Annotated in this window: 18 protein-coding genes and 2 rRNA genes (1 of these 20 running past the window's edge); 3 read left to right on the top strand and 17 right to left on the bottom strand. The window is 68.1% G+C overall.

Annotation, left to right across the window (positions count from 1 at the left end; genetic code table 11):
• Positions 1 to 108: 108 nt before the first annotated feature.
• The 12 genes from G4D77_RS06255 to G4D77_RS06310 form a co-directional block, all read right to left on the bottom strand.
• Positions 109 to 2,631, bottom strand: a complete 2,523-nt coding sequence (locus tag G4D77_RS06255) for a TonB-dependent receptor (RefSeq protein ID WP_154834835.1) — start codon at positions 2,629 to 2,631, stop codon at positions 109 to 111.
• 86 nt (positions 2,632 to 2,717) lie between these two features.
• Positions 2,718 to 3,758 carry a siderophore ABC transporter substrate-binding protein gene (locus G4D77_RS06260; protein WP_154834836.1) on the bottom strand — a complete coding sequence of 347 codons (1,041 nt, stop codon included), beginning with the start codon at positions 3,756 to 3,758 and terminating at the stop codon, positions 2,718 to 2,720.
• A 65-nt stretch (positions 3,759 to 3,823) separates the two neighbouring features.
• A complete protein-coding gene (locus G4D77_RS06265; protein WP_016454036.1) occupies positions 3,824 to 4,786 on the bottom strand; it encodes an iron chelate uptake ABC transporter family permease subunit in 963 nt (320 codons plus the stop codon).
• Positions 4,786 to 5,790 carry an ABC transporter permease gene (locus G4D77_RS06270; RefSeq protein WP_016449633.1) on the bottom strand — a complete coding sequence of 335 codons (1,005 nt, stop codon included), beginning with the start codon at positions 5,788 to 5,790 and terminating at the stop codon, positions 4,786 to 4,788. Before G4D77_RS06270 ends, G4D77_RS06265 begins: the two co-directional genes overlap by 1 nt.
• Positions 5,787 to 7,592 carry an ABC transporter ATP-binding protein gene (locus tag G4D77_RS06275; RefSeq protein WP_154834837.1) on the bottom strand — a complete coding sequence of 602 codons (1,806 nt, stop codon included), beginning with the start codon at positions 7,590 to 7,592 and terminating at the stop codon, positions 5,787 to 5,789. The genes G4D77_RS06270 and G4D77_RS06275 overlap by 4 nt, the downstream gene beginning before the upstream one ends.
• Positions 7,586 to 9,400: an ABC transporter ATP-binding protein gene (locus G4D77_RS06280; RefSeq protein WP_154834838.1), complete on the bottom strand. Its 1,815-nt coding sequence runs from the start codon at positions 9,398 to 9,400 to the stop codon at positions 7,586 to 7,588. Before G4D77_RS06280 ends, G4D77_RS06275 begins: the two co-directional genes overlap by 7 nt.
• Before the next feature lie 163 nt (positions 9,401 to 9,563).
• The gene (locus tag G4D77_RS06285; RefSeq protein ID WP_154834839.1) at positions 9,564 to 10,601 is read right to left on the bottom strand and encodes a FecR domain-containing protein; all 1,038 of its coding nucleotides are present in this window, start codon (positions 10,599 to 10,601) and stop codon (positions 9,564 to 9,566) included.
• Between the two features lie 9 nt (positions 10,602 to 10,610).
• Positions 10,611 to 11,129, bottom strand: coding sequence for a sigma-70 family RNA polymerase sigma factor (locus G4D77_RS06290; RefSeq protein WP_016449637.1), 519 nt, complete (start codon positions 11,127 to 11,129; stop codon positions 10,611 to 10,613).
• A gap of 103 nt (positions 11,130 to 11,232) precedes the next feature.
• Positions 11,233 to 12,537 (bottom strand): SGNH/GDSL hydrolase family protein, encoded by a 1,305-nt coding sequence (locus G4D77_RS06295; protein ID WP_154834840.1) that lies wholly within the window; start codon positions 12,535 to 12,537, stop codon positions 11,233 to 11,235.
• A gap of 200 nt (positions 12,538 to 12,737) precedes the next feature.
• Positions 12,738 to 14,252, bottom strand: coding sequence for a tripartite tricarboxylate transporter permease (locus G4D77_RS06300; RefSeq protein WP_016449639.1), 1,515 nt, complete (start codon positions 14,250 to 14,252; stop codon positions 12,738 to 12,740).
• Entirely contained in the window at positions 14,252 to 14,821 is a 570-nt protein-coding gene (locus G4D77_RS06305; RefSeq protein ID WP_154834842.1) for a tripartite tricarboxylate transporter TctB family protein, read from the bottom strand. Before G4D77_RS06305 ends, G4D77_RS06300 begins: the two co-directional genes overlap by 1 nt.
• Before the next feature lie 216 nt (positions 14,822 to 15,037).
• Positions 15,038 to 15,997, bottom strand: coding sequence for a Bug family tripartite tricarboxylate transporter substrate binding protein (locus G4D77_RS06310; protein WP_016449641.1), 960 nt, complete (start codon positions 15,995 to 15,997; stop codon positions 15,038 to 15,040).
• A gap of 100 nt (positions 15,998 to 16,097) precedes the next feature.
• On the opposite strand from G4D77_RS06310, the gene G4D77_RS06315 reads away from it, so the two are divergent.
• The 3 genes from G4D77_RS06315 to G4D77_RS06325 are packed head-to-tail and all read left to right on the top strand — an operon-like array spanning position 16,098 to position 18,792.
• Positions 16,098 to 16,820 carry a response regulator transcription factor gene (locus tag G4D77_RS06315; RefSeq protein ID WP_016449642.1) on the top strand — a complete coding sequence of 241 codons (723 nt, stop codon included), beginning with the start codon at positions 16,098 to 16,100 and terminating at the stop codon, positions 16,818 to 16,820.
• Positions 16,821 to 16,850: 30 nt separating this feature from the next.
• A complete protein-coding gene (locus G4D77_RS06320; RefSeq protein WP_213757930.1) occupies positions 16,851 to 18,338 on the top strand; it encodes a sensor histidine kinase in 1,488 nt (495 codons plus the stop codon).
• A gap of 4 nt (positions 18,339 to 18,342) precedes the next feature.
• Entirely contained in the window at positions 18,343 to 18,792 is a 450-nt protein-coding gene (locus G4D77_RS06325; RefSeq protein ID WP_016449644.1) for an RNA-binding S4 domain-containing protein, read from the top strand.
• Positions 18,793 to 18,892: 100 nt separating this feature from the next.
• On the opposite strand, the gene G4D77_RS06330 is transcribed toward G4D77_RS06325, so the two are convergent.
• The 5 genes from G4D77_RS06330 to G4D77_RS06350 form a co-directional block, all read right to left on the bottom strand.
• Entirely contained in the window at positions 18,893 to 20,266 is a 1,374-nt protein-coding gene (locus G4D77_RS06330; protein ID WP_154834844.1) for a uracil-xanthine permease family protein, read from the bottom strand.
• Positions 20,267 to 20,313: 47 nt separating this feature from the next.
• A complete protein-coding gene (gene guaD, locus G4D77_RS06335) occupies positions 20,314 to 21,723 on the bottom strand; it encodes a guanine deaminase (protein ID WP_154834845.1) in 1,410 nt (469 codons plus the stop codon).
• A gap of 19 nt (positions 21,724 to 21,742) precedes the next feature.
• Complete coding sequence (locus tag G4D77_RS06340) at positions 21,743 to 22,486, bottom strand: 16S rRNA pseudouridine(516) synthase (protein WP_016454025.1); 744 nt, start codon at positions 22,484 to 22,486, stop codon at positions 21,743 to 21,745.
• A gap of 126 nt (positions 22,487 to 22,612) precedes the next feature.
• Positions 22,613 to 22,725 (bottom strand): 5S ribosomal RNA (gene rrf, locus G4D77_RS06345).
• A gap of 126 nt (positions 22,726 to 22,851) precedes the next feature.
• Positions 22,852 to 23,933, bottom strand: a 23S ribosomal RNA gene (locus tag G4D77_RS06350) (it continues 1,794 nt past the right edge of the window).

Genomic DNA, 23,933 nt, shown 5'->3' on the forward strand with positions numbered 1-23,933 from the left:
GCAAGGGGGCTGGCACGCTTTGCCGCCCGACCGGGCTAGTTTATAGCCCGCAGGGCGGCAGCGCAGGCTCGGTGCGGCTTGATGGAAGGCAAGCCGCCCTGTCATCGCTCAGAAATCAACCGTGGCCGACAGCATGAAGGTGCGCGGTGCGCCCAGCCCGAGGCTGGTCCACAGCGGCGTGGCCCAGTAGGCCTTGTTGGCCACGTTGGTGATGCTGCCGCGCAGCGTGAGCGGATGGCCGGCCGCCGTGGTCACGTAGCGCGCGCCGATGTCGAACACGGTGCGGCCCGGCACGGACAGCGAGTTGTCGGCATTGATGTACTGCCTGGACGCCGTGGTGGCGTTGGCCGTCAGCGTCAGGCCCTGCACGGCGGGCAGGTCCCACTCCACGCCCAGCTTGCCCTGCAGCCTGGGCACGCCCGCCGCCAGCTTGCCCTGGTTCACGCCGCCTGCCGTGCGGGTGAGCTTGGGCTGTACGTAGGCAATGCCGCCCATCAGGCGCACGCCCGTGGCCACGTTGCCGAAGAAGCCCCATTCCACGCCCCGGTTGCGCTGCTCGCCGCCGAAGGAGAAGACGTTGGAGACGGGATCGGTGTAGCCGTTGGGCCGCTGGATCTCATAGAGGCTGAAGGTGTGGGCGAAGTCGCCCAGGTCCAGCTTCAGGCCCAGCTCCTTTTGCCGGGACTTGTAGGGCGCGAACACTTCGCCCGCGTTGGCCGCCGTCATGGGTGCGGTGGCGCCCTGGCTCAGGCCTTCGATGTAGTTGGCGTAGACCGAGACACGCTCGCTGGCCTTCACCAGCAGCGCGGCGGCCGGCGTGGTGGCGCCTTCGTCATAGCGCGCGGTGCGCGCGCCCGTGGCCACGTTGAAGGTGTCGCTGAGCACCTGCTGGCGGCGCAGGCCCAGGGTGAGCTGCACGCGGTCCTGCGCGAAGGACAGGGTGTCGGCCACGCCGATGCTGGTCAGCCGCAGTTCGGTGCGCGAGATCGGGGGCGCGTTGAAGCTGGTGGCCGGGCCCCAGATGGGGTGGTAGATGTTGGTGATCCAGTCCTGGGCCAGCACGTTGCGGCGGCCGAACTGCTTGTCGGTATGCGTGTAGTAGGTGGCGTTGAGCGCCCACTGGTGGCCCACGCCAGCCGTGTTGAACTTGCCCTTGAGGCCGGCCTCGGCCGACTTCTTGTCCATCTCGAAGCCCAGGTCGGCCAGGTTGGTGCGGTAGTCGCCGGCCGTGTTGAAGACCTGGATCAGGTAGGCCCCCGTGGAACGGTACCGGGTCTTGCTGGTGCCCACGGCGGCATAGGCCGTGACGCGGTCGCCCAGGTCGAGTTCGCCGCGCACCATGGCGCCCTTGTCCTTGGTGTCGTAGAAGGCCCAGCTGGGGTTGAGCAGGGTGTCGGCCTTGGGCGGCCTGGGCACGGGCAGGCCTGCGGCCAGGTTGATGCCGCGGTTCAGGCCGTCGGTGCGGTCCTCGCTGCTGTACAGGTCGGCCGACAGGCGGGCACGGTCGCCGCGCCAGTCCAGGCCCAGCGAGGCCAGCCGGGTCTCTTTTTCCTGGTGGTTCACGGCGCCGTCGCCGTCACGCAGCACGCCGTTGAAGCGGATGCCGAACTGCTTGCGCTCGCCGAACCGCCGGCCCAGGTCGATGTGGGCGCCCAGCTGCGCATCCGACATGAAGGAGGTGGTCAGCCGCGTCAGCGGCTCGTCGCCCGCGCGCTTGGGCACGAGGTTGACCGTGCCGCCCACCGAGCCACCGGGCGGCATGCCGTTGAGCAGGGCCGAGGGGCCCTTGAGCACGTCCACGCGCTCGAACATTTCTGGCGATGCGCGGTAGAACGGCGCCACGCCGAACAGCCCGCCAAACGTGACATCGCCGATGCTGGAGCTGAAGCCGCGAATGGAGTAGTTCTCGCTGATGATGCCGGTCATGCCCGTGCTGAACACGGTGGGGTCGGCGGCGGAGATCACGTCGGTGATGTCGCGGGCCTGGCGGTCGGCGATGAATTTTTCGGTGTAGCTGATGGTGTTGAAGGGCGTCTCCATGAAGTCCTTGTCGCCCAGCAGGCCCATGCGGCCGCCTGTGGAGACCTGGCCGCCGGCATAGGCTTCCGGCGCCTGCTGAGCCTGTGCGCGCACGGTGACGGCAGGCATGAGCACGCCGCCGTCCACGGGCGCTGCCGCGTTGCGGTCGCGGCCCAGGGTGTAGCTTCCGTTGGCTTCGCGCAGGGCGCGCAGGCCCTGGCCGCGCAGCAGCTCGGCAAAGCCTTCGGCCACGCTGTAGCTGCCCGACAGGCCTGAGCTGCTGCGGCCTTGCAGCAGGCTGGAATCCACCGTCAGCTCCACGCCGGCCGATGCGGCAAAGGCGTTGAGCGCCTGGCCCAGCGGGCCGGCCGGGATGCTGAAGGCGCGGCGGGCCTCGCCGGGTGCCGCCCCGGAGGCGGCTCCAGATGCGGCCCCCTGGGCAGCCGCCTGCGCCAGCGCGGACGGCATGGCCACGGCCAGGCCCCCCAGTGCCAGGCCCGCCATGCAGAGCATGTGCACGGCGATGGCCGTGTGCCTGCAGGCAAAGGCCGGGTGCGGCAGGGCGCGCGATGCGCCGTTGTGCGCGGGGCGGGATGGATGGCGTAGTGCCATGCGGGACTCCTTTCGATTCGGGTAGGCGTTGGGTGTTTCACCTTGTCTTCCGAACGAGAAAGCCAAACCCTCAATCGAGAATGCGATCAATTTGCAACCGCAGCGGCCACCGGGCCCGCGCCCGCTGCCGGCGCATCGCCGTAGCCCTTGAGCACGTCATCGACCATGAGCTTCACCGAGGTCACGCTGGCCGCCGTGACGTACCAGGCCTCGGAATCGACGAAGACCACGCGGTTGTTCTTCCAGGCGCTGGTCTGGCGCAGCAGCGGGTTGTCCATGCCGGCAGCATCCATGCCCGGGCGGCGCTGCATGATGGCCGTGCGGTCGATCACGTAGAGGATGTCCGGGTTGGCCTGCTGGATGAATTCGCTGGAGATGGGCTGGCCGTGCAGGTCGGCCTCGGCCGCCGTGCTGGCGGGCCTGACGCCCAGCGCGTTGAAGACAAAGCCGTAGCGCGACTGCGGCCCGAACGAGGTGAAGGCGCCGTTGTTGTGCATGACGATGAGGGCCGTCTCCTTGCGCCCTTCGGTGGCGCGCCGGGCCTGGGCCACCTTGTCGTCCATCTCGGCGGCCTTGGCGCGCGCCAGGTCCTGCTTGCCGAAGATGCGGCCCAGGGTCAGCAGGTGATCGCGCACGGTGTCCAGGTGCCGGGTGCCGCTGTTCCTGAAGTCCACGTCGAAATGCACCGTGGGCGCAAAGCCCGAAAGCTCCTGGTAGGCGCTGGCCTGGATGGGCGAGATCAGCACCAGGTCGGGCTTGAGCGCATGCACGCGCTCCAGGTTGGGTTGGACGATGGAGCCCAGGTCCTGCACGTTGGCATCGTCCTTGTACCGGGCCAGGAAGTGGGGCACGAAGTCCTTGGGCATGCCGGCAATGGGCACGCCGAGCTGGTCGAGGAAGTCGGCCTCGTTCATGTCCAGCGCGGCCACGCGCTGCGGCGGGCGCTCCACCACCGTCGTGCCCAGCTGGTGCTGCACGGTGACGGGCTTGAACTCGCCGGCGCCCGCCGCCTGCGGCGCTGCGGCCTGTGCCGACGGGTTGGCGGGCCGGTCGCAGGCCGACAGGGCCAGGGCAGCAGCCAGGGCCAACATGGGAGCGTGATGGGGAACGCGGAACAGACGGGTCACGGGCTTTCTCTCCTGAAAAATGGGATGCATTGCGTTGGGTGTTTTTGGTGGCGCCGGTGCTCGGCTCAGGCCCGGCCGCGCCCGCGCACCATGAGCGCGAGGAAGTAGCTGCCGCACACCAGGTTGACGAGGATGCCCACCGAGGTGCGGTAGTTGAAGACATGCTCCACCGCCAGTTGCGCCGCGAGGAAGATGGACACGGCCACGGCGCAGCCCAGCGGCAGCGTGACCCGGTGGCGCGCCGTGCCCGCCAGCGCATAGCTGATGTGGGCCACGAAGATGCCCATGAAGGCCGTGGGCCCCAGCAGGCTGGTGGACACCGCCACCAGCGCGGCAATCAGCGCCAGCTGCAGGCGCAGCTGGCGCTGGTAGTGCACGCCCAGCGAGATGGCCTGCTCGCGCCCCAGGGCCAGCACGTCCAGCACGGGCAGGCTGCGCCGCACGATCACGCAGGCCACGGCCACGATCAGCGCCGACCACAGCAGCTGCGCGGGCCGGGCGCGGTTGAACGAGGTGTAGCTGTAGCCCTGCAGCACCGAGAATTCGCCCGGGCTGATGCGCAGCTGCACGAACTGCGTGAAGGTGCCTATCACCATGCCCAGCACCAGGCCCAGCAGCAGCAGGAAGTACACGTTGTCGCGCCCCCCGCCCAGCAGCCAGCGGTGCAGGGCCCAGGAGTAGCCCAGCATGCAGGCCACCGACAGCCAGAAGTTGCCGCTGGGGCCCAGCACCACCAGGCTTTGCACGCCCATGGCCAGCACCAGCAGCGCCTGCAGCAGCAGGTAGACCGCCTCATAACCCATGATGGCGGGGGTGAGGATGCGGTTGCCCGCAAGCGTCTGGAAGACGATGGACGACAGCGCAATGCAGATGCCGCCGATGACGATGGCCGACAGCCGCGTCAGCCGCCGTGCAATGACGTAGCCGAAGTCCAGCCCCGAGCCCAGCAGCACGAAGCAGGCCGCCAGCGCGGCCACCACCAAGGCAGCCGCAATCCACGCGGTGGTGTGAGGCAAGGCCTTGCGCATCACGGCCTTCTGCGCAGGATGAGCACGAGGAACAGCACGCCGCCCACGCTACCCGCCGTCAGGCCGATCGGCACCTCGAAGGGGTGCATGATCAGCCGGCCCACGATGTCGCAGGCCAGTAGCAGCGAGGCGCCGCTGAGCGCGACGATGGGCAGGGTGCGGCCCAGGTTCTCGCCGCATCGCATGGCCACCAGGTTGGGAATGACCAGGCCCACGAAGGGAATGGCGCCCACGGTGATGACCGTGGCCGAGACGGTGACCGCCACCAGCACCAGGCCCAGCGTGGCCAGCGCCGGATAGCTCAGCCCCAGGCTGGTGGCCATGCCCTCGCCCATGCCCAGCACGGTGAAGCGGTGCGCAAACGCATAGGTCAGCACCACGATGGGCACGATGAGGTAGATGATCTCGTAGTGGCCCTGCACAATGCGCGAGAAGTCGCCCAGCAGCCAGCCCTGCATGCTTTGCAGCAGGTTGTGGCGAAAGGCATGGAACTCGGCAATGGCGCTGAGCACGCTGCCGTACATCAGGCCCACCACGGGCACCAGCACCAGGTTGCGCAGGCGCATGCGGCGGATGATGGCCACGTACAGCAGGCTGGCGCCCAGGCAGAACACCAGCGCGAACACCATGCGCCAGGCCACGCCCCACGCGCCCGAGGTGAAGGCCGAGGCGGGCGCCACCGTCAGCGACACCAGAATGCCCAGCTTGGCCGCATCCAGCCCCCCACAGGTGGCAGGCTCCACAAATCGGTTCTGCACGATCTGCTGCAGTACGACGCCGCACACCGACAGCCCCACCCCCGTGAGCACCAGCGCTGCCAGGCGCGGCAGGCGGCTGGCCGTGAGGGTAAGCCAGGCATCGCCCGACAGCGACAGCAGTTGCCCCCATTCCACCTGCCGCGCGCCGGTGAGCACGGACGCGCAGCACAGCGCGGCAAAGGGCAGCAGCCACGGCGCCAGGCGCGGGACCTGCGTCCCTGTCTTTGGCTTCGCAGGCTCGCTCAACGGAGGTCCTCACCCGTGCCCGTGCCCGCTGCCGTGCGCGTTCCCGCAATGCGCCAGCCCTTGGCGGCGCGCCGCCGCGCCAGAAAGCGCGCGTACAGGCCCGGCGCCTGTGCCAGCTGCTGCGGCGTGCCCTGCTCGCTGACGCGGCCCTGGTCCAGCACGATGATCTGGTCGGCCATGGCCACGGTGGACAGCTGGTGGGCAATCACGATCAGCGTGCGCCGGCCGCGCAGCCGCGCCAGCGCCTGGGCGATGGCGGCCTGGTTCTCGGCATCCAGCGCGGCCGTGGCCTCATCGATCAGCAAAATGGGCGCATCCTTGATGAGCGCGCGGGCAATGGCGATGCGCTGGCGCTCGCCGCCCGACAGGCGCGCCCCGCCCTCGCCCACCGGCGTGTCCAGGCCCTGCGGCAGGCGCTCGATGATTTCGGCCACGCCGGCCTGGCGGGCGGCTTCCATCACCTCGGCATCGCTGGCCTGCGGGCGGCCCATGCGGATGTTGTCGGCAATGGAGCCCTGGAAAAGGTAGCTGTCCTGGAAGATCTGGCTGATCTGCCCTGCCAGCCGCTCGCCCGCGATCTGGCGCACGTCGATGCCGCCCACCAGAACGCTGCCCTGCTGCACATCGAAAAAGCGTGCGACCAGCCGCAGCACGGACGACTTGCCAGAGCCCGAGGCCCCCACCAGCGCCGTCATCGAGCCCGGCTCCACGCGCAGGCTCAGGCCGCGCAGCACCTCGGGCTGGCCCGGCGCGTAGCGGAACACCACATCGCGCAGCTCCACCGAGGCATCGCGCGGCGCCTGGGGCACGGCAGGCTCGGGCAGCGGCTGGACCGCGAGGATGTCGCGCACGGCATCGAGCTGCACGCGCGCAGCGCGCAGCGAGTCGGCGTAGCCGGCCACCTCCAGCAGCGGATCGACATGGCGGCAGGCCAGCAGCAGGGCCACGATCACGGGGATGGCGGCTTCCATTCCCATGCCCATGCCCTGTGCTGCAACGCCGCCCAGGCGCTCGTCCAGCCACAGCGCGCCGGCCACCAGCAGGGCCGCAAACACGGCCTGCACGGCCCAGCCATTGAGCACGCCCGACAGCGCCGCCAGGCGAATGGACTGCGCGCCCGATGCGCGCTGCCGGCCCAGGGCCTGCTCCAGCCAGCGCGTGCCGCCGCCTTCGCCATTGAAGGCGCGCAGCACGGACTGCGCCTGCGCAAACTCCACCATGCGCTGGCTGGCGCCGGCCATGCTGCGCTGCAGGCGTTCGTCGGCACGGCGGCCCAGGTGCGCGGTGACCAGCAGCACGCCGGCCAGCAGCGGCAGCGCCAGCAGCGCAATCAGGCCCATGCGCCAGTCCATGGCACACAGCGCGGCCACCACGGCAACGGGCGCCACGGCGCCGCTGAACACGGGCGTGAACACATGGGCCGGCAGCTGGGCCACTTCCATCATTCCCTGCGAAACGACGTGGTTGAGCCGGGCCGTGTTCTCGGGGGTGAACCATCCCACGGGCAGGCGGGCCACATGGTCCCCAAGCCGATGGCGCGCCACGCGCAGAACGGCGGCGCCCAGGCCCAGGCCGGCTTTTTCCACCTGGCGCTGCCAGGCCCAGCACAGCACCACGCCCGCCAGCAGCACGGCCAGCCAGGCTGCGGCGCCGCGCGTATCGCCTGCCAGCAGGCTCGACAGCACGGGCACAAGAGCGGTGACAACCAGGCCGCTGAGCAGGCCATGCAGCACGGCCATGCAGGCATAGCGGCGGAAAAGCCGGGCGTCGTCGCCCAGCAGTTGCATCAGGGTCTTCAGCATGGGGGCAGCTCCGGGGCCAGGGCGGGGGTGGAAGGCAGGGATTGGGAGGGCTGTGACTCGTACCCGCCCAGCGCCCACAGCCGTGCGTAGCGTCCGCCCAGCGCCAGCAGCTCGGCATGGCGGCCGCGCTCGCGGATGACTCCGCCTTCCACCACCAGGATCTGGTCCGCATGCATGACGGTGTCCAGCCGGTGGGCGATGACCAGCAGGGTGCGTCCGGCGGCCAGGCGCGACAGGGCCTGCTGGATGGCAGCCTCGCTCTCGGCATCGGCAGCGGCCGTGGGTTCGTCCAGCACCAGCACGGGCGCGTCCAGCAGTACGGCGCGCGCAATGCTCAGGCGCTGCTGTTCGCCGCCGGACAGCTGGGCGTCTTCGCCGATCACCGAGTCATAGCCGCGCGGCAGCGCCAGGATGCGTTCATGGATGTGGGCGGCGCGCGCCGCCTCTTCCACCTCCTGCGCGCTGGCCGAGGGCCGGCCCAGTGCGATGTTCTCGCGCACGCTGGCATGCACCAGGCGCACGTCCTGCAGCACAAAGGCCAGGTGGCGGTACAGCTGTGCGGTCTCGATCTGCCGCAGGTCCACCCCGCCCAGCGTGATGCGCCCTTCGTTCGGGTCAAAGAAGCGCAGCAGCAGCCGGGCGAGCGTGGACTTGCCCGCGCCCGAGGCACCGACCACGGCGGTCACCGTGCCGGGCCTGAGCGTGAAATCCATGCCCTTGAGCACGTCATGCCCCGCCTCGTAGGCATGGCCCACGCCTTCGAAGCGGACTTCGCAGCCTTGGGGCAGCCTGCATTGATCGGCGGCCGGTTGCTCCAGCACGGGCGTGCGCAGCAGCGCCTGCACGCGCTGGGCGGCGCCCGTGGCGTGGTTGAGCGCATGCAGGTTGAAGCTGAGCAGCTGCAGCGGCGCGCTGATGCCCGGCGCCACCAGGGCAAAGGGCAGCACGTCCACGGGCGCCATCCAGCCCAGGGCCGTGAACAGCGTGCCAAAGGCCAGCACCACCCCCAGCACGGCCACGGGCGCGATCAGCGCATTGGCATTGGCGCGCGCCGACACCAGCGGACGCGCAAAGCCGAGGAAGGCATCGGTAAAGCCATCGACGGCCTCGCGGTAGCTGCCATGGGCGCGCCCGCTGGCGCCAAAGGCCTTGACCACGGGAATGCCGTGCACGAACTCCACCACCGCGTTGTTGATGCGCGCCAGTCCCGCGCCAAAGGCCGGCATGTGGGCACTGCTGGCCTGCATGGCATGGCGCATCACCAGAAAGAAGATGCCGAACGGCAGGGCCGAGACCAGGGCCATGCGCCAGTCCATGGCCACCAGGTAGACCGCAGAAGCGGCCACCGTGCCCGCGCCGCGCCCCACCGTGGTGTAGAAGTGCGCGGTCAGCTCGTGCAGGGTGGCCACGTCGTCCTGCATGGCCTGCTTGACCTGGCCCGAGGCCCGCTCGGTGAACCAGCCCAGCGGCACACGCGCCAGCCGCTGCATGGCCGACAGGCGCAGCCCGTGGGTGAGGCGGTTGTCGGCCAGATGGGCAACCAGCTCGCCCGCCGACACCAGGGCCATGCCCGCGAACAGGCAGACAAGGCACAGCGCGATGACGCGCCAGGCATCTGCCGCCACCATGCCGCCATCGGCCAGCGCCAGCCGCGCGATATGGGCGATGCCGGCCAGCGGCGCCAGCGCCAGCACGGCGCCCGCAAACGACAGCAGCGCGGCAAGAACAAGCTGCGCGCGGATGGGCTGCAGCGTCTGCGCAATGGGGCCGGGGCCGGCCTGGGCGTCATCGGCCTCGGGTGAGTGCATGGGTTCTCCTGGAAGGCATGGCGGATCAGAAAAGAACAGAAAACAAGGGCTCTTGCCTGTCTTCCGAACGAGAACGCCAAACCCTCAATCCCCAGGGGCAGAAAGTTGAATCAGCCGGTAACGGATTCCGAGAGACGGGGAAGGCGCCGCGATGAAAGAAGCCTCAGCCCGCCGCCTGCACCGTGACCCAGTAGCGCGTGCGCGAGACCACCTGCACGGGCAGGCCCAGGGCCAGGTTGTGCAGGGCGCGGTCGGTGTCGCGCAACGAGAACACGCCCGTGACGCGCAGGCCGGCCACCTGTGGGTCGCAGCGCAGCAGGCCTGTGCGGTAGCGCGCCAGTTCGGCCACCAGCTCGCCCAGCGGCATGTTGTCGGCCACCAGCACGCCGCGCGCCCAGGCGGCGGCGCTTTCCTGCGCGGCCACCGGGGGCTGGGCCAGATCGCCGGAGAAGACGGCGCCCTGCCCCGCATCCACGCGCACCACCTGGCCCGGCGCCCTGGCAGGACGCACCTCCACCGCGCCCTCGAACACGGCCATGCGGGACTGCTCATCTTCCTGGCGCAGCGTGAAGCGCGTGCCCAGGGCCTGCACCGTGCCGTGGCGCGAGCGCACGCGCAGCGGGCGCGGTGTGCTTTGCGGATCGGGCGCGGTGGTGACGAGGATTTCGCCGGCGCGCAGCAGGATCAGGCGTTCGGCATGGTCAAAGCGCAGGTCGATGGCCGAGGCCGAGGCCAGCACCACCTGCGTGCCATCCGGCAGCGTGATCTCTCGGACTTCACCGCGCGCCGTGCCATGGCTGGCGGCGGCGATTTGCCATGCATCGGTGCCGCGCACCACATGGGCAATGCCTCCGGCCGTGGCCATGAGGCCCAGCAACTGCATGGCACTGCGGCGACCCCGGGGCGCCGGCGACGCAGCGGAGGTGTCCGCCAGCGTATGCCGCGCGATGCCGCCGGGCACGCTGCGCAGCTTGTCGTCAAAGGCCTGCAGCCGGCTCCAGGCCAGCTCGTGCCGCGGATGCTCGGCACGCCAGCGGGCGCAGGCGGCTCGGTCTTCATCGCTGGCGTCGTCAGCCCACAGGCGTGCCATCCATTCGGCGGCGCGCTGGACGATGGCCGGCTCCAGCGGCTCGCTGGCGGACGCAGTTGCGCAGGCGTCAGTGGATGCGGCTGACGCGGCCGATGCCGGAGATGAAGACATGCCGGCCACTCAGCACACGGCGCCGTGCAGCGCCTGGTAGCAGGCCAGCAGGCCGGCAGCGATGTATTTCTCCACCGAGGACACGGACACGCCCAGCTCGGCCGCGATATCTCGGTAGGCCATGCCGTCGAGCTTGCACAGCAGCAGGGCCTTGCGCGCCTTGGGCGGCAGGCCGTTCAGCGCGGCATCGATCTCGACCAGGGCCTCCAGCGCCAGGGCGCGGGCTTCCTCGGAGGGCGCCATCTGCTCGGGCAGCAGGGCCAGGGCTTCAAGGTAGGCCGCCTCCACGCGGCGGCGCCGGTACAGGTCGATCACCAGGCCGTTGGCGATCTGGGTGAGATGGCGGCGGCGCTCATCGGCCGGCGGAACACGGCCGGTGCGCAGCAGTTGCAGGTAGACGTCGTGCGCCAGATCGGCCGCATCAAAGGCATTGCCCAGCTTGCGGCGCAGCAGGCCGCGCAACCAGCCGTGGTGATCGGTGTAGAGAATTTCGACTTGTTGCTGAAGCGCAAACTCGGCGGCGGCCACAGTACCCCTCCCTGTGCCCCAGGGCGCAGGCACGCCGGGGACGTATGACAAATGAGAACCATTTGCATTTTATATGGAAGCCAGCCCCCGCCGCCGCGACGCACTAGCGCTGCGGCAGGCCGGGCAGTATGGCGTTCAGGTCTACCGCGTTGGCCATGGCGCGGTTGCCTTCGTCGCCAGGATGCAGGTGGTCGCCCGAGTCGAAGCGCGCCGCCATGCGTGCCGGGTGGGCGCTGTCGCGCAGCACGGCGTCGAAGTCGATGACGGCATCGAAGGCGCCGCCCAACCGTATCCATGCATTCACCTGCCGCCGCAGGTCGTCCTTGCCGTCCTGGTAGTAGTCGTCCAGCGGCGTGCCTGGCAAGGCGCCCTCGAAAGGCGGCAAGGTGGCGCCGATCACGCGCAGGCCGTGGCTGCGCGCCCTGGCAACCAGCTGGCGATAGCCCTCTGCCATGTCCTGCAGCGTGGGGCGCTGCGCCCGCGGCGCAAAGGCCGTGCCGGGCCAGGAAATATCGTTGATGCCCAGCAGCACGATGAGGCTGCGCACACCGGGCTGGGCCAGCACATCACGCTCCAGCCGCGCCAGGGCATGCTCGCCCATGCCATCGGACAGCAGGCGCGCCCCCGAGATGCCGGCATTGACCACCGCCGCGCCGTGCGGCGCAAGGCGCGCGGCCAGGAAATCCGGCCAGCGGCTGTCCCTGTCCAGGCTGGCCGTGGCACCGTCGGTGATGGAGTCGCCCATCACCGCCACCACCGGCGCCGCAGCTTCTGCCTCGACCTCTATGCCCGCCAACAGCGGGCGGGCCGTGCTGCTGAGCGTGCCAGGAGCCGAAGTCCGCAGCGCCGCAGCAGCGGACTGATCGCCCGCCACGATCCAGCCGGTCTGACGCCCATCCCAGTGAAAACTCTGCACAGGCGTGGCACCGGGCAGGTACAGGCTCACGGCCACCTGCGACAGCGAGGCCAGCGGCAAGGCCACAGGGTCGCTGACCAGGGATGCGCCTGCGGCAATGGTGGCTTGCGCGCTGCCGCCAAAGGTCACGGCCTGCAGGCTGCCGGACTCGACGGCGCCTGCCGGCAACGGCTTTGCCACGGTCGCCCTGCCCACGGTCACAGGCTGGCCGCCGTAGGCGTTGGACAGCACGATGCGCAGGCGCGGCCCGCCCAGGCTGATGCGTGCCACCTGGCGCACGGTCTGGTCCTGCAGCACAGCGGGCAGATTGGTGGGAAAGAGGAAATCCGCCCCCCAGACCGGCTGCGGGCTGGCCTGCCACGTGGCAGCCCAGTGGGAGGCTTCAGCCGAACCCGCCGGCGCCGTTGAATCCGCCATGGCTGGCGTGGAAATCACAAGCGCCAGAAGGGCCGCGCCCGAGGCCGTGGAAAGCGATGGAAAAAGTTGCCGCATGCAAGGAATCCGATGTCTGTCGATGGCTGGATCATGGATTCAAGGGCTGCGCGGGACTAGACGGTCTGCTGGAACACTATCTGTGAATGGAAGGCATCAACCAGCTGACGAAAAAAGCCCCTGCCTCGGAAGGCAGGGGCTGTCAGGGGCCCGTGGACGCCATGCGTAGCATCGACGGGCCGGCTAGCAACGGGTTGGCGTCAGCCGGCAGTGGCCTGCGGCGAGGGCTTGGGCTGCAGGCGCTTGAGCACGCGCGGCACGATGAGCACGCAGGCCACGATGATGATCAGCGTCAGCGACATGGGGCGCTGCAGGAAGATCCACCAGCTGCCTTCGCCGATGGACACGGCGTTGCGCATCTGCGCCTCGGCCAGGGGGCCCAGGATCATGCCCACCACCACGGGCGCGGTGGGGAAGTCGAAGCGGCGCATGATCACGCCCAGTACGCCGATGCCGTACAGCAGGAACAGGTCGAACGCGCTCTGGCGCATGCCGTAGGCACCCACGGTGGCGAAGATCAGGATGCCGGCGTACAGCTGAGGACGCGGGATCTTGAGCAGCTTGACCCACAGGCCCACCATGGGCAGGTTGAGCACCAGCAGCATCAGGTTGCCGATGTACAGCGAGGCGATCAGCGCCCAGACCAGGGCCGCGGACGAGCTGAACAGCTGCGGGCCGGGGTTGATGCCGTAGTTCTGGAAGGCGCCCAGCAGCACGGCCGTGGTGTTGCTGGTGGGAATGCCCAGGGTCAGCAGCGGGATCAGCGCGGCGGTCACGGTGGCGTTGTTGGCCGCCTCTGGGCCGGCCACGCCCTCGATGGCGCCCTTGGTGCCGAACTCCGCACGGTCCTCGCCCTTGGCCAGTTTCTTCTCGGTGGCATAGCTCAGGAAGGTCGGAATCTCGGTGCCGCCGGCGGGAATGCAGCCGAAGGGCGTGCCGATGACGGTGCCGCGCAGCCACGCGGGCCACGAACGCTTCCAGTCACGGCCGGTCATGTGCACGCGGCCCATCTTGTTTTGCGTATCGACGACCTTGCCTTCGTACATGGCGGCGTACAGCACTTCGGCCACGGCGAACAGGCCCACGGCCACGAGCACGATGTCCACGCCGTCCAGCAGTTCCATCTTGCCCATGGTGTAGCGCGCAGCGCCCGAGATCTGGTCCATGCCGATGCAGCCCAGCGCCAGCCCCAGGAACAGGGCCGTCATGCCGCGCAATGCGCTCTGGCCCAGCACGGCGCTCACGGTGGTGAAGGCCAGCACCATCAGCATGAAGTACTCGGGCGGGCCCAGCTTGACGGCAAAGTCGGCCACCGAAGGCGCGAACAGCGTGACGACCACGGTGGCCACGGTGCCGGCCACGAAGGAGCCGATGGCGGAGGTGGCCAGCGCGGCGCCCGCGCGGCCGCTCTTGGCCATCTTGTTGCCCTCCATGGCCGTGACCATGCTCGCGGTCTCCCCGGGAGTGTTCAGCAGGATGGAGGTGGTGGAGCCGCCGTACATGGCGCCGTAGTAGATGCCCGCGAAGAAGATCATCGAGGCGGTGACATCGACCTTGGCGGTGATGGGCAGCAGCATGGCCACGGCCACGGCCGGTCCGATGCCGGGCAGCACGCCCACGGCCGTGCCCAGGGCGCAGCCGACCAGGGCCCACAGCAGGTTGGCCGGAGTGATGGCGGTGGCAAAGCCCGCCAGCAGTGCGTCAAAGATTTCCATTACAGCCACCCCGTCTCAGTCAGGCCCGGCAGGTTGATCGCCAGGAATTGCGTGAAGGCCCAGAACACAGGCGCCGAGATCAGCAGCCCGGTGACCACGTCCTTGGCCCAGGTGATGGGCTTGCCCGCCTGGGCCTGGCCGCCGGCACGGCGCAGGCCCTGCACGGCCAGCACGTAGCAGACGGTGCAGCTGACGATGAAGCCCACCGTGCCGATCAGCACGGCATTGACCAGCAGGCCCGTCGACACCCAGACGAAGGCGCCGATGTCGGCTCGTGGGTGGCCGCCCCCGCAAGAGGCTTCGCGAAAGCCGCCCGTGCGTGCCTCCCAGACCAGCCAGGCGCCGCAGACTGCGAGCACCAAGGCACACAGCCAGGGCAGGAAATTGGGGCCGACGCCGCCGTAGCCGGCATCGCCAGGGATTTGCAGCGCGCCGAAGGCCAGGCCTGCGGCGACAAGCAGCACGCCGGAGCCGACGATGATCTGCGCGCGTACCGAGGGAAAGCCGCTGGGCTCATCGGCCTGGGCGGCATCCGTGGCAAGTGGATTGGATTGTGAGGACTCGGACATGGTCAGTTCCTGGCCGCAGCGGGACCGGCGACCGGGCCGGCCACCGCTGCAGACGTAGGGAAAAAATTAAGCCGCCGGGGCCTGCGAGCCGCTGGCGCGGCGCGCGGGCATCTTCCGCTTCTTGAAGCAAGCGCTGCGACTGGCGCCTGCCGTGGCCCGCAGGAGTGCGGGCCTGTTGCTGCACCGACCCCGCAAGAGGCCGGTGCAGCAGCTCGATCACACCATGCCGGACTTGACCATGGTGGCGCGCAGGCTCGCGAACTCCTGGTCCACGAACTCGCCGAAGGCATCGCCGGCCAGCCATGCAGGCGTCCAGTCGTTCTTCTGCAGCGCCTCGGCCCAGGCCTTGCTCTTGGTGGCCTTCTCGATCATGGCGACCAGCGCATCGCGCTGTGCCTTGGTGATGCCGGGCGCGCCGTACACGCCGCGCCAGTTGCCGATCTCCACGTTGATGCCCTGCTCTTTGAGCGTGGGCACGTCCACGCCCTTCAGGCGCTGGCCCGAGGTCACGCCGATGGGCTTCATCTTGCCGGTGCCGATGTACTCGGCGAACTCGCTGTAGCCGCTGCCGCCCACGGTGACGTTGCCGCCCAGGATGGCGGAGATGGCCTCGCCGCCTCCACGGAATGCCACGTAGTTGATCTTGGAGGGATCGACGCCGACTTCACGCGCAATCATGGCCGCCGCGATGTGCTCGGTGGAGCCGCGCGAGCCGCCGCCCCACTTGACGGAGCCCGGGTCCTTCTTGAGCTGGGCGATCACCTCGGCCATGTTCTTGAAGGGCGAGTTGGCGGGCAGCACGAAGACGTTGTACTCGCTGGTCAGGCGGGCCAGCGGCGTGGCCTGCGTGAGGTTCACGGGCGGCTTGCCCGTGATGATGCCGCCCAGCATGACGGCGCCCATGACCATCATGGCGTTGGGATCGCCCTTGCTGCCGTTGACGAACTGCGCAAGGCCGATGGCGCCGGCGGCGCCACCCTTGTTGTCATAGGTGACGGAAGCAGCCTGACCAGCGTCCTGCAAAGCCTTGCCCAGGGCACGGCCCGTGGTGTCCCAGCCGCCGCCGGGGTTGGCCGGCAGCATCATCTTGACGGCTGCCGCAGCCTGCGCAGACAGCGGCAGGCTGCCTGCGGCGGCCAGTGCGGCCAGCGACTTCAGAAAAGTATCACGACGCATGGTTTGACTCCTTGTGTTGTAAGGCTGTCGATGATCGGTTCGCTACCTGTCAAATGGCTGTCCAAACCCCTAGGGGAATCCCTAGATCGCTCTCGCCACGATGGCCTGCATCGCGCCCGGTGCTAACGTCCGGCCCATGCAATTGCTGCTCGTAGAAGATGACAACGCCATGCGCACCACGCTGCAGCGCACGCTGATCCGGCGCGGCATCCAGGTGGAGACGGCGGCCGACGGCCCGTCGGCCCTGGCGCAGTGGCTGGTGCGCGAGCCCGACGCCGTGGTGCTGGATTTGAGCCTGCCCGGCCTGGACGGCCTGCAGGTGCTGGAGCGTGCGCGCGGCCAGGGCCTGCGCACGCCCGTGCTCATCCTGACTGCGCGCGGCACCGTGGGCGACCGGGTGCTGGGCCTGAACGCCGGTGCCGACGACTACCTGGCCAAGCCCTTCGACCTCGACGAGCTGGAGGCCCGGCTGCGCGCCCTGCTGCGCCGCAGCAGCGACAGCTTCACGCCCAAGCCGCCGCCCGAGACCATCGCCATGGGTGCGCTGCGCTACGACAAGGCCAGCGGCGCCATCCACCGCGATGGCGAGATCATGGAGCTGACGCCGCGCGAGCTGGCCCTGATGCACGCCCTGCTGGCACGCCCCGGCCATGCCGTGGCCAAGGAGCGCCTGTTCGCGCTGGTGTTTCCCGGCGAGTCGGACGTGCAGTACGAAGCCGTGGAAGTCGTCGCCTACCGGTTGCGCAAGAAGCTGTCGGGCACGGGCGTGCAGCTGGTCACGCTGCGCGGCCTGGGCTATCTGCTCAAGGCCGAGTCGGCCTGAGGCATTGCCGCATTCCTGCACCGCAAGCCCATGCGCGACCCCGGTCTCCCCCTTCCCGCCCCCGCCCGCGCGCGCCAGCCCTGGTCGCTGCGCCGCCAGTTGCTGACGGGCATTCTCGTCCCCGTCATTCTGTTCATTGGCTTCAATACCTGGAGCCTGTACCACCAGACGCTGGCTGCGCTGAACACGGCCTATGACCGCACGTTGCTGGCATCGGCCAAGAGCATCAGCGAGCAGCTGGATGTGACGGGCTATGACGAGTCCGCCCAATTGCATGCCATCGTTCCCTACTCGGCGCTGGAGATCTTCGAGGCCGACAACCAGAGCCGCATGTTCTACCGCGTCTCCACGCTGGACGGGGAAATGGTGTCGGGCTTTGGCGAGCTGCCCATGTGGCACGGCGTCATCCCCCAGCGCCCGCCCTACGCAGCCCTGGTCGATTTCTATGACGCGCAGTTCCGCGGCCGGCCCGTGCGCATGGCCGTGCTGCTGCAGCCCGTGGCCAGCGCCAAGGGGCGCGGCATGGCCGTGATCCAGGTGGCCGAGACGCTGGAGCTGCGCGAGACCCTGGCCCTGCAGATCCTGCGCACCACGCTGGCGCGGCAGGCCCTGCTGGTGGCCGCCGTGGCGCTGATCGTGATCTTCGTCGTCCAGCGCGCCACACAGCCCGTGCGCCGGCTCAGCAGCGACCTGCGATCGCGCCCGCGCGGCGACCTGAGCCCGCTGTCGGCACCCTCAGCACCGCGCGAGTTGCAGCCGCTGCTGGAGGCCATCAACCAGCTCATGCTGCGGCTGCGCCAGCTGCTGTCGGACCAAAAGCGCTTTGTGCGCGACGCGTCGCACCAGCTGCGCACACCGCTGGCCGTGCTCAAGGCACAGCTGCAGTCGGCCCAGCGCGGCGATGTGCCGGCCGAGCAGGCCTTTGAGGAAATCGGCGCCACCGTGGACCGCGCCACGCGCCTGGCCAACCAGATGCTGGCGCTGGCCAAGGTCGAGCAGCTGCGCCAGGAAGACAGCGCCGAGCCCGCATCGCCCGCGCCCAGCCTGCTGGACGAAGTGGTGCGCGACGTGGCCATCGAACTGTCGCCGCTGATTGCGGAGCAGGACATCGACTTTTCCATAGACACGGAGCCCTGCCCCGTTCCTGCCCACGAATGGATGCTGCGCGAGCTCACGCGCAACCTGCTGCACAACGCCATACGCCACATGCCTGCGGCCGGCAGCCTGCACATCAGCGTGCACCAGGCCGGCAGCCAGGCCGTGCTCAGCCTGCGCGACAGCGGGCCGGGCATAGACAGCGAGCTGGCGCAGAGGCTGTTCCAGCCATTTTCGGCCGGCAATGCGCGCAGCGGCTCGGGCCTGGGGCTGGCCATCTGCCACGAGATCGTGCAGACGCTGGGCGGCGCCATCGAGCTGCGCAACATCTACCGGCAAGGCCTGGTCTGCGGATTGCATGCGCACGTGGCGATTCCGCTGCAGCCGGCCACTGGCAAGCACCCCGCGCCGCGCGCACAATAACGCCATGACCGATATCGAATCCATGCGTCTGGACAAATGGCTGTGGTGCGCGCGCTTCTACAAGACGCGCAGCCTGGCGACGGAGGAAATCGGCAAGGGCCGCGTCACCGTCAACGGAGCCCTGGTCAAGCCCGCGCGCGAGGTGCGCTGCGGCGACACCGTGGCCCTGCGCCAGGGCCAGGTCCCGCGCACCGTGGTCATCCGCGGCCTCTCAGGCATGCGGGGCCCCGCCCCCGTGGCCCAGGCCCTGTACGAGGAAACCGCCGAAAGCCTGGCCGAGCGCGAACGGCTGGCAGAGCAGCGCCGGCTGGCTCCGGAGCCCGCCAGCAGCATCGCCAGCCAGCACGAAGGCCGCCCCACCAAGCGCGACCGCCGCCAGATCGACCAAGTGCGCGAGCGCGGCAGCTGGGACAGCCGCTGGAGCGCCTCCATCGACGATCTGGACCGGCGCTGAATCGCACGGCCCTGCCCGCCTCTTCCAGCAAAAAAGGCCATGCGCAACAACTGCGCATGGCCTTTTTGCATGGATTTGCGGGAAGCAGGCCCTGCGGCGTTCAGACCACCTGGTCCCTGGCCGGGGCGTCGTCATCCTGCGCGCGCGGCAGGATGAGGCTCATCACCATGGCGGCCATGGCGCCCACGGTCACGGCCGAGCCCAGCAGGTACTGCAGCATGTCCGGCAGGGTCTGCACCCAGTCCTTGGGGGCCAGGGTGGCAAAGAAGGAGCAGATGATGGGCACGCCCACCACCAGCATGGCACGCTCGTCCAGGCGCACATGGCGCAGGATGCGGATGCCCGCCATGGCAATGGTCACGCAGACCACGGCGAACATGCCGCCGATCACGGGCGAGGGAATGGCCGCGATCAGTGCGGAGAACTTGCCCAGGAAGCCCAGGCAGGCCAGCACCAGGCCGGCTGCAATGAAAACCATGCGGCTGGCCACGCCGGTGATGGAGATCACGCCGGCGTTGGTGGAGTAGCCGGTGACCGGCGTGGCACCTATCAGGGCGGCCACGCTGCAGCTCAGGCCTTCGCCCACGGCGCCACGGTCCAGCTGGCGGCTGGTGATGGGCTGGTTGATCACGGCCGAGACCGCGAACCACGTGCCCGTGGTTTCCGCCATGACCACGAGGTAGATCACGACGAAGGTGAGCACGGCGGGCAGCGAGAACTGCAGCGGATAGTCGATGCCCGCCAGCTTGGGCAGCGTGAGCCAGGGCGCGTCGGCAATGGGCTGCCAGGCAAACAGCCCCATGCCCCAGGCGACGGCCGTGCCGCCAGCCAGCGCGATGATCACCGACGACAGGCGCATCCAGCGGCCCAGCCGGTTGTCGAAGCGCAGGCCCAGCATCATGGCCGCAATCAGCAGCGCCGCCGATACCGAAGCCAGCGCAATGGACTGGTTGACCGTCATGCCGCCGTGGACAGAGAACACGTTGGCGCTCAACGCAATCGGCAGCAGCGACAGCCCCACCACGAGGATGATGGTGCCGCCGACGATGGGCGGCACCAGCCAGCGGATCACGCGGTGGAACCAGCCCAGCGCCCCCAGCGCAATGACGATCAGCGCTCCCGGAATCAGCGCGCCATAGACCGCTCCCATGCCGCCGAAGCCGCCGCCCGCGCCAAAGGCCACGGCCAGGATGGCACCCAGGGGAATGTAGGAAGGCCCTTGTGCCACGGGCATGCGCATGCACCAGGCCGTCTGGATCAGCGTGCCCAGTCCCGCTGCGAGGAAGGTGGACTGGATCATGGACGCCGCGTCGGCCTGCGACAGCGCCAGGGCCGAGGCAATGATGAAGGGCACGACATACACGTCCATGGCCATCACATGCTGCAGGCCCAGCAACAGGGCCTGGGAGAGCGTGACGCGGTCGTCAGGGCGGGCGATCAGGCGCCCTTCGTAGGAGGAGGTCGGTTCGGTCATGGAGCGGAAAACGCGGGAAACAGCCAGTGCGCAAACGCAGCCGGTCTTCAGGCGGGGCTGGACGCCTGGCGCCGGTGCACGCACGCGCCCTGCACCCAGGTGCAGGCCACATTGGCACGCGTGGCATGGTGGATGATCTTCTGCAGGATGTCGGCCGGGCCGTCCTGCTCGGGCCAGATCTGCACATTGGAGTCCGGCGCCAGGCAGTCGACGGCCAGGGCATCCATGGCATGGCCGGGCTCGATGCGGCCAATGGGAAGGTCCAGCGCATCGCCACCCGCCGCCGTGGCCAGCCACAGTGCAAAGACGTGGTCGATGCGGGCCTGCACGCCCTGCCCCGCCCTGCCGCGCCGGGCGGCCGTCTGCGCCGGATCCACGCCTTCGTGCAAGGCCAGCGAGGCTGTCATGGCATGGCGGCAGGCGTCGAACATGCTGGGGCTGTAGCCCCCCGAAATGTCCGTGGCCAGTCCCATGCCCAGGCCCTGCTCGCGGCCGCTGCGCGCGGGGAAAACGCTGTTGGCGAAATAGAAGTTGGATAGCGGGCAATGCGCCACCGAGGCGCCCGTGCGCGCCATCAGCGCCACGTCATCGGCCGTGAGGAAGTTGGCATGGGCCACGACCGTGCGGCGCGTGAGCAGGCCGAAATCATGCAGCGCATGCGCATCGGTGCGGCCCTGGCGTTCCAGCACATGGGCGTGGGCCCAGTCGCTTTCGGAGCAATGCGTCTGCACATGGGCGCCGGTGCGCCGAGCCAAGTCACCCAGGCCGCGCAGCAGCTCGTCGGTGCACGAAGGAATGAAACGCGGCGTGATCGCCGGCAGCACGCGCTGCTGCGCGTTGTCCGGATGCTGGCGCAGCCAGTCGATGAAGCGCGCTGTCTCGGCAATGCCTTCGGCGGCACTGGCGTCCTTGTAGAACGAAGGGCATTGCGACGGCTCGTCCATGGCCACCTTGCCGACCAGGGCGCGCTGGCCCAGGGCCAGGCAGCGTTCGGCCAGCACCTGGTTGCCCACGGTGTGGATGGTGCCGAAGTACATGGCCGTCGTCGTGCCATTGGCCAGCAGCGTACGCACCACGCTGTCGTACACCGAAGTGGCAAAGCCGGCATCGCCGTAGCGCGCTTCCAGGGGAAAGGTGTACTCCTGCAGCCAGGTTTCCAGCGGCACATCCAGGGCCTTGCCGCTTTGCGGCCACTGCGGCGCATGCACATGCAGGTCCACCATGCCGGGCAAAAGGTACTGGCCCTCGGGCAGGCGCTTCAGCGTGCCCGCTGCCGCATGCAAGGCCTCCAGGGTCGTGCGCCGAGGGTCGTTCCGCTCCAGCACGGCGTCGATCATGCCGCGGCCATCCACGACGATCAGCACGTCCTGCCGGATGCGCAGTGCGTACGGCGTGGGGGCATCGAAGGCCGTGCACAGCAGGGCCCAGCCTGGGCGCGGCTCAGAGGAATTCATCATGGGAAACGACAAGAGAGCTTCACTTGGCCTTGAGCTTGGCCAGGTCCTCGACCGACAGCCAGCGCCACTGGCCCGGCTGCAGGTCCTCGGTGAGCTCCAGCTCGCCAATCTTCCAGCGGTGCAGGCCTTCAACGCGGTTGCCAACGGCGGCGATCATGCGCTTGACCTGGTGGTACTTGCCCTCGGTCAGCGTGAGGTCCAGCACATGCTCGCTCACCTGCTCGCAGGCAGCCGCCTTGACGGGCTTGGGGTCGTCATCGAGCACCACGCCCTCCAGCAGGCGCTGCACCTGCCGCGCATCCACGGCATGCTTGGTGGTCACACGGTAGACCTTGGGCACGTGCTTCTTGGGCGAACTCATGCGGTGGATGAACTGGCCATCATCGCTGAGCAGCAGCAGGCCCGTCGTGTCCTGGTCCAGCCGGCCCACGGCCTGCACGCCCTGCACGGCACCCTTGTTCGGGCGCTGGCGCAACGGCATGGGCAAAAGCGAGTAAATGCTCGGATAGGTTGAAGGCTTTTGCGAGCACTCCGTGCCCGCCGGCTTGTGCAGCAGCACATAGCCCAGCGCGTGATAGGCCCACTCCACGCCCTGTACGCGATAGCGCAGGCCTTCAGGATCGATGTCCTGCGTGGAGTCGAGGCAACGCACCCAGTCGTTGGCCTCGGTGTCCCACAGTTCCACCCAGCCCTGCTGGACCAGGCCCGAGCACACGCGGCGGATACCGAAGCCTTGGGAATACAGAATGTCTTGCAGTTGCATGTTGGTCTTTCAAGCCGGCGCACCCACCATGGCGCACGCACATCGCGCAGGGCCGGAACAGGTATTCTGCGCAAACAAGCAAAAAACCCCGTAGCTTTGGGCTACGGGGTTTCTTGGGCTGTAAGAGCCTGACGATGACCTACTTTCACACGGGAACCCGCACTATCATCGGCGCAAAGTCGTTTCACTGTCCTGTTCGGGATGGGAAGGAGTGGTACCAACTTGCTATGGTCATCAGGCATAACTTGTTGTCATGCTGCTCTTGTGAGCAACACAACGAATTCATAGAGTCTGTAATCAGCTTTGTATTTTGACTGCGCCTTACTTGGCATAACCACCTTGATGATCAACGTCATCAAAGTTATAGGGTCAAGCCTCACGAGCAATTAGTACTGGTTAGCTTAACGCATTACTGCGCTTCCACACCCAGCCTATCAACGTCCTGGTCTTGAACGACTCTTCAGGGGGCTCAAGGCCCCGGCAGATCTCATCTTGAAACGAGTTTCCCGCTTAGATGCTTTCAGCGGTTATCTCTTCCACACTTAGCTACTCGGCAATGCCACTGGCGTGACAACCGATACACCAGAGGTGTGTCCACTCCGGTCCTCTCGTACTAGGAGCAGGCTTCCTCAAATCTGCAGCGCCCACGGAAGATAGGGACCAAACTGTCTCACGACGTTTTAAACCCAGCTCACGTACCTCTTTAAATGGCGAACAGCCATACCCTTGGGACCGACTACAGCCCCAGGATGAGATGAGCCGACATCGAGGTGCCAAACACCGCCGTCGATATGAACTCTTGGGCGGTATCAGCCTGTTATCCCCAGAGTACCTTTTATCCGTTGAGCGATGGCCCTTCCATACAGAACCACCGGATCACTATGTCCTGCTTTCGCATCTGCTCGACTTGTCAGTCTCGCAGTTAAGCACGCTTATGCCATTGCACTATCGTCACGATGTCCGACCGTAACTAGCGTACCTTCGAACTCCTCCGTTACGCTTTGGGAGGAGACCGCCCCAGTCAAACTGCCTACCATGCACTGTCCCCGATCCCGATAAGGGACCTGGGTTAGAACCTCAAACGCACCAGGGTGGTATTTCAACGTCGGCTCCATGAGAACTAGCGTCCTCACTTCAAAGCCTCCCACCTATCCTACACAGATCCGTTCAAAATCCAATACAAAGCTACAGTAAAGGTTCATGGGGTCTTTCCGTCTTTCCGCGGGGAGATTGCATCATCACAAACATTTCAACTTCGCTGAGTCTCTGGAGGAGACAGTGTGGCCATCGTTACGCCATTCGTGCAGGTCGGAACTTACCCGACAAGGAATTTCGCTACCTTAGGACCGTTATAGTTACGGCCGCCGTTTACTGGGACTTCAATCAAGAGCTTGCACCCCATCATTTAATCTTCCAGCACCGGGCAGGCGTCACACCCTATACGTCC

Source organism: Delftia sp. WY8, from assembly GCF_018437695.1.
In the GTDB taxonomy this organism is placed as follows: Bacteria; Pseudomonadota; Gammaproteobacteria; order Burkholderiales; family Burkholderiaceae_C; genus Comamonas; species Comamonas tsuruhatensis.

Bases quoted from the DNA above. Each gene is read 5' to 3' on its own strand.
- G4D77_RS06255 (WP_154834835.1), bottom strand. From the start codon at position 2,631: ATGGCACTACGCCATCCATCCCGCCCCGCGCACAACGGCGCATCGCGC.
- G4D77_RS06265 (WP_016454036.1), bottom strand. From the start codon at position 4,786: ATGCGCAAGGCCTTGCCTCACACCACCGCGTGGATTGCGGCTGCCTTG.
- G4D77_RS06275 (WP_154834837.1), bottom strand. From the start codon at position 7,592: ATGCTGAAGACCCTGATGCAACTGCTGGGCGACGACGCCCGGCTTTTC.
- G4D77_RS06280 (WP_154834838.1), bottom strand. From the start codon at position 9,400: ATGCACTCACCCGAGGCCGATGACGCCCAGGCCGGCCCCGGCCCCATT.
- G4D77_RS06285 (WP_154834839.1), bottom strand. From the start codon at position 10,601: ATGTCTTCATCTCCGGCATCGGCCGCGTCAGCCGCATCCACTGACGCC.
- G4D77_RS06295 (WP_154834840.1), bottom strand. From the start codon at position 12,537: ATGCGGCAACTTTTTCCATCGCTTTCCACGGCCTCGGGCGCGGCCCTT.
- G4D77_RS06300 (WP_016449639.1), bottom strand. From the start codon at position 14,252: ATGGAAATCTTTGACGCACTGCTGGCGGGCTTTGCCACCGCCATCACT.
- G4D77_RS06305 (WP_154834842.1), bottom strand. From the start codon at position 14,821: ATGTCCGAGTCCTCACAATCCAATCCACTTGCCACGGATGCCGCCCAG.
- G4D77_RS06310 (WP_016449641.1), bottom strand. From the start codon at position 15,997: ATGCGTCGTGATACTTTTCTGAAGTCGCTGGCCGCACTGGCCGCCGCA.
- G4D77_RS06315 (WP_016449642.1), top strand. From the start codon at position 16,098: ATGGCCTGCATCGCGCCCGGTGCTAACGTCCGGCCCATGCAATTGCTG.
- G4D77_RS06320 (WP_213757930.1), top strand. From the start codon at position 16,851: ATGCGCGACCCCGGTCTCCCCCTTCCCGCCCCCGCCCGCGCGCGCCAG.
- G4D77_RS06325 (WP_016449644.1), top strand. From the start codon at position 18,343: ATGACCGATATCGAATCCATGCGTCTGGACAAATGGCTGTGGTGCGCG.
- G4D77_RS06330 (WP_154834844.1), bottom strand. From the start codon at position 20,266: ATGACCGAACCGACCTCCTCCTACGAAGGGCGCCTGATCGCCCGCCCT.
- guaD (WP_154834845.1), bottom strand. From the start codon at position 21,723: ATGATGAATTCCTCTGAGCCGCGCCCAGGCTGGGCCCTGCTGTGCACG.
- G4D77_RS06340 (WP_016454025.1), bottom strand. From the start codon at position 22,486: ATGCAACTGCAAGACATTCTGTATTCCCAAGGCTTCGGTATCCGCCGC.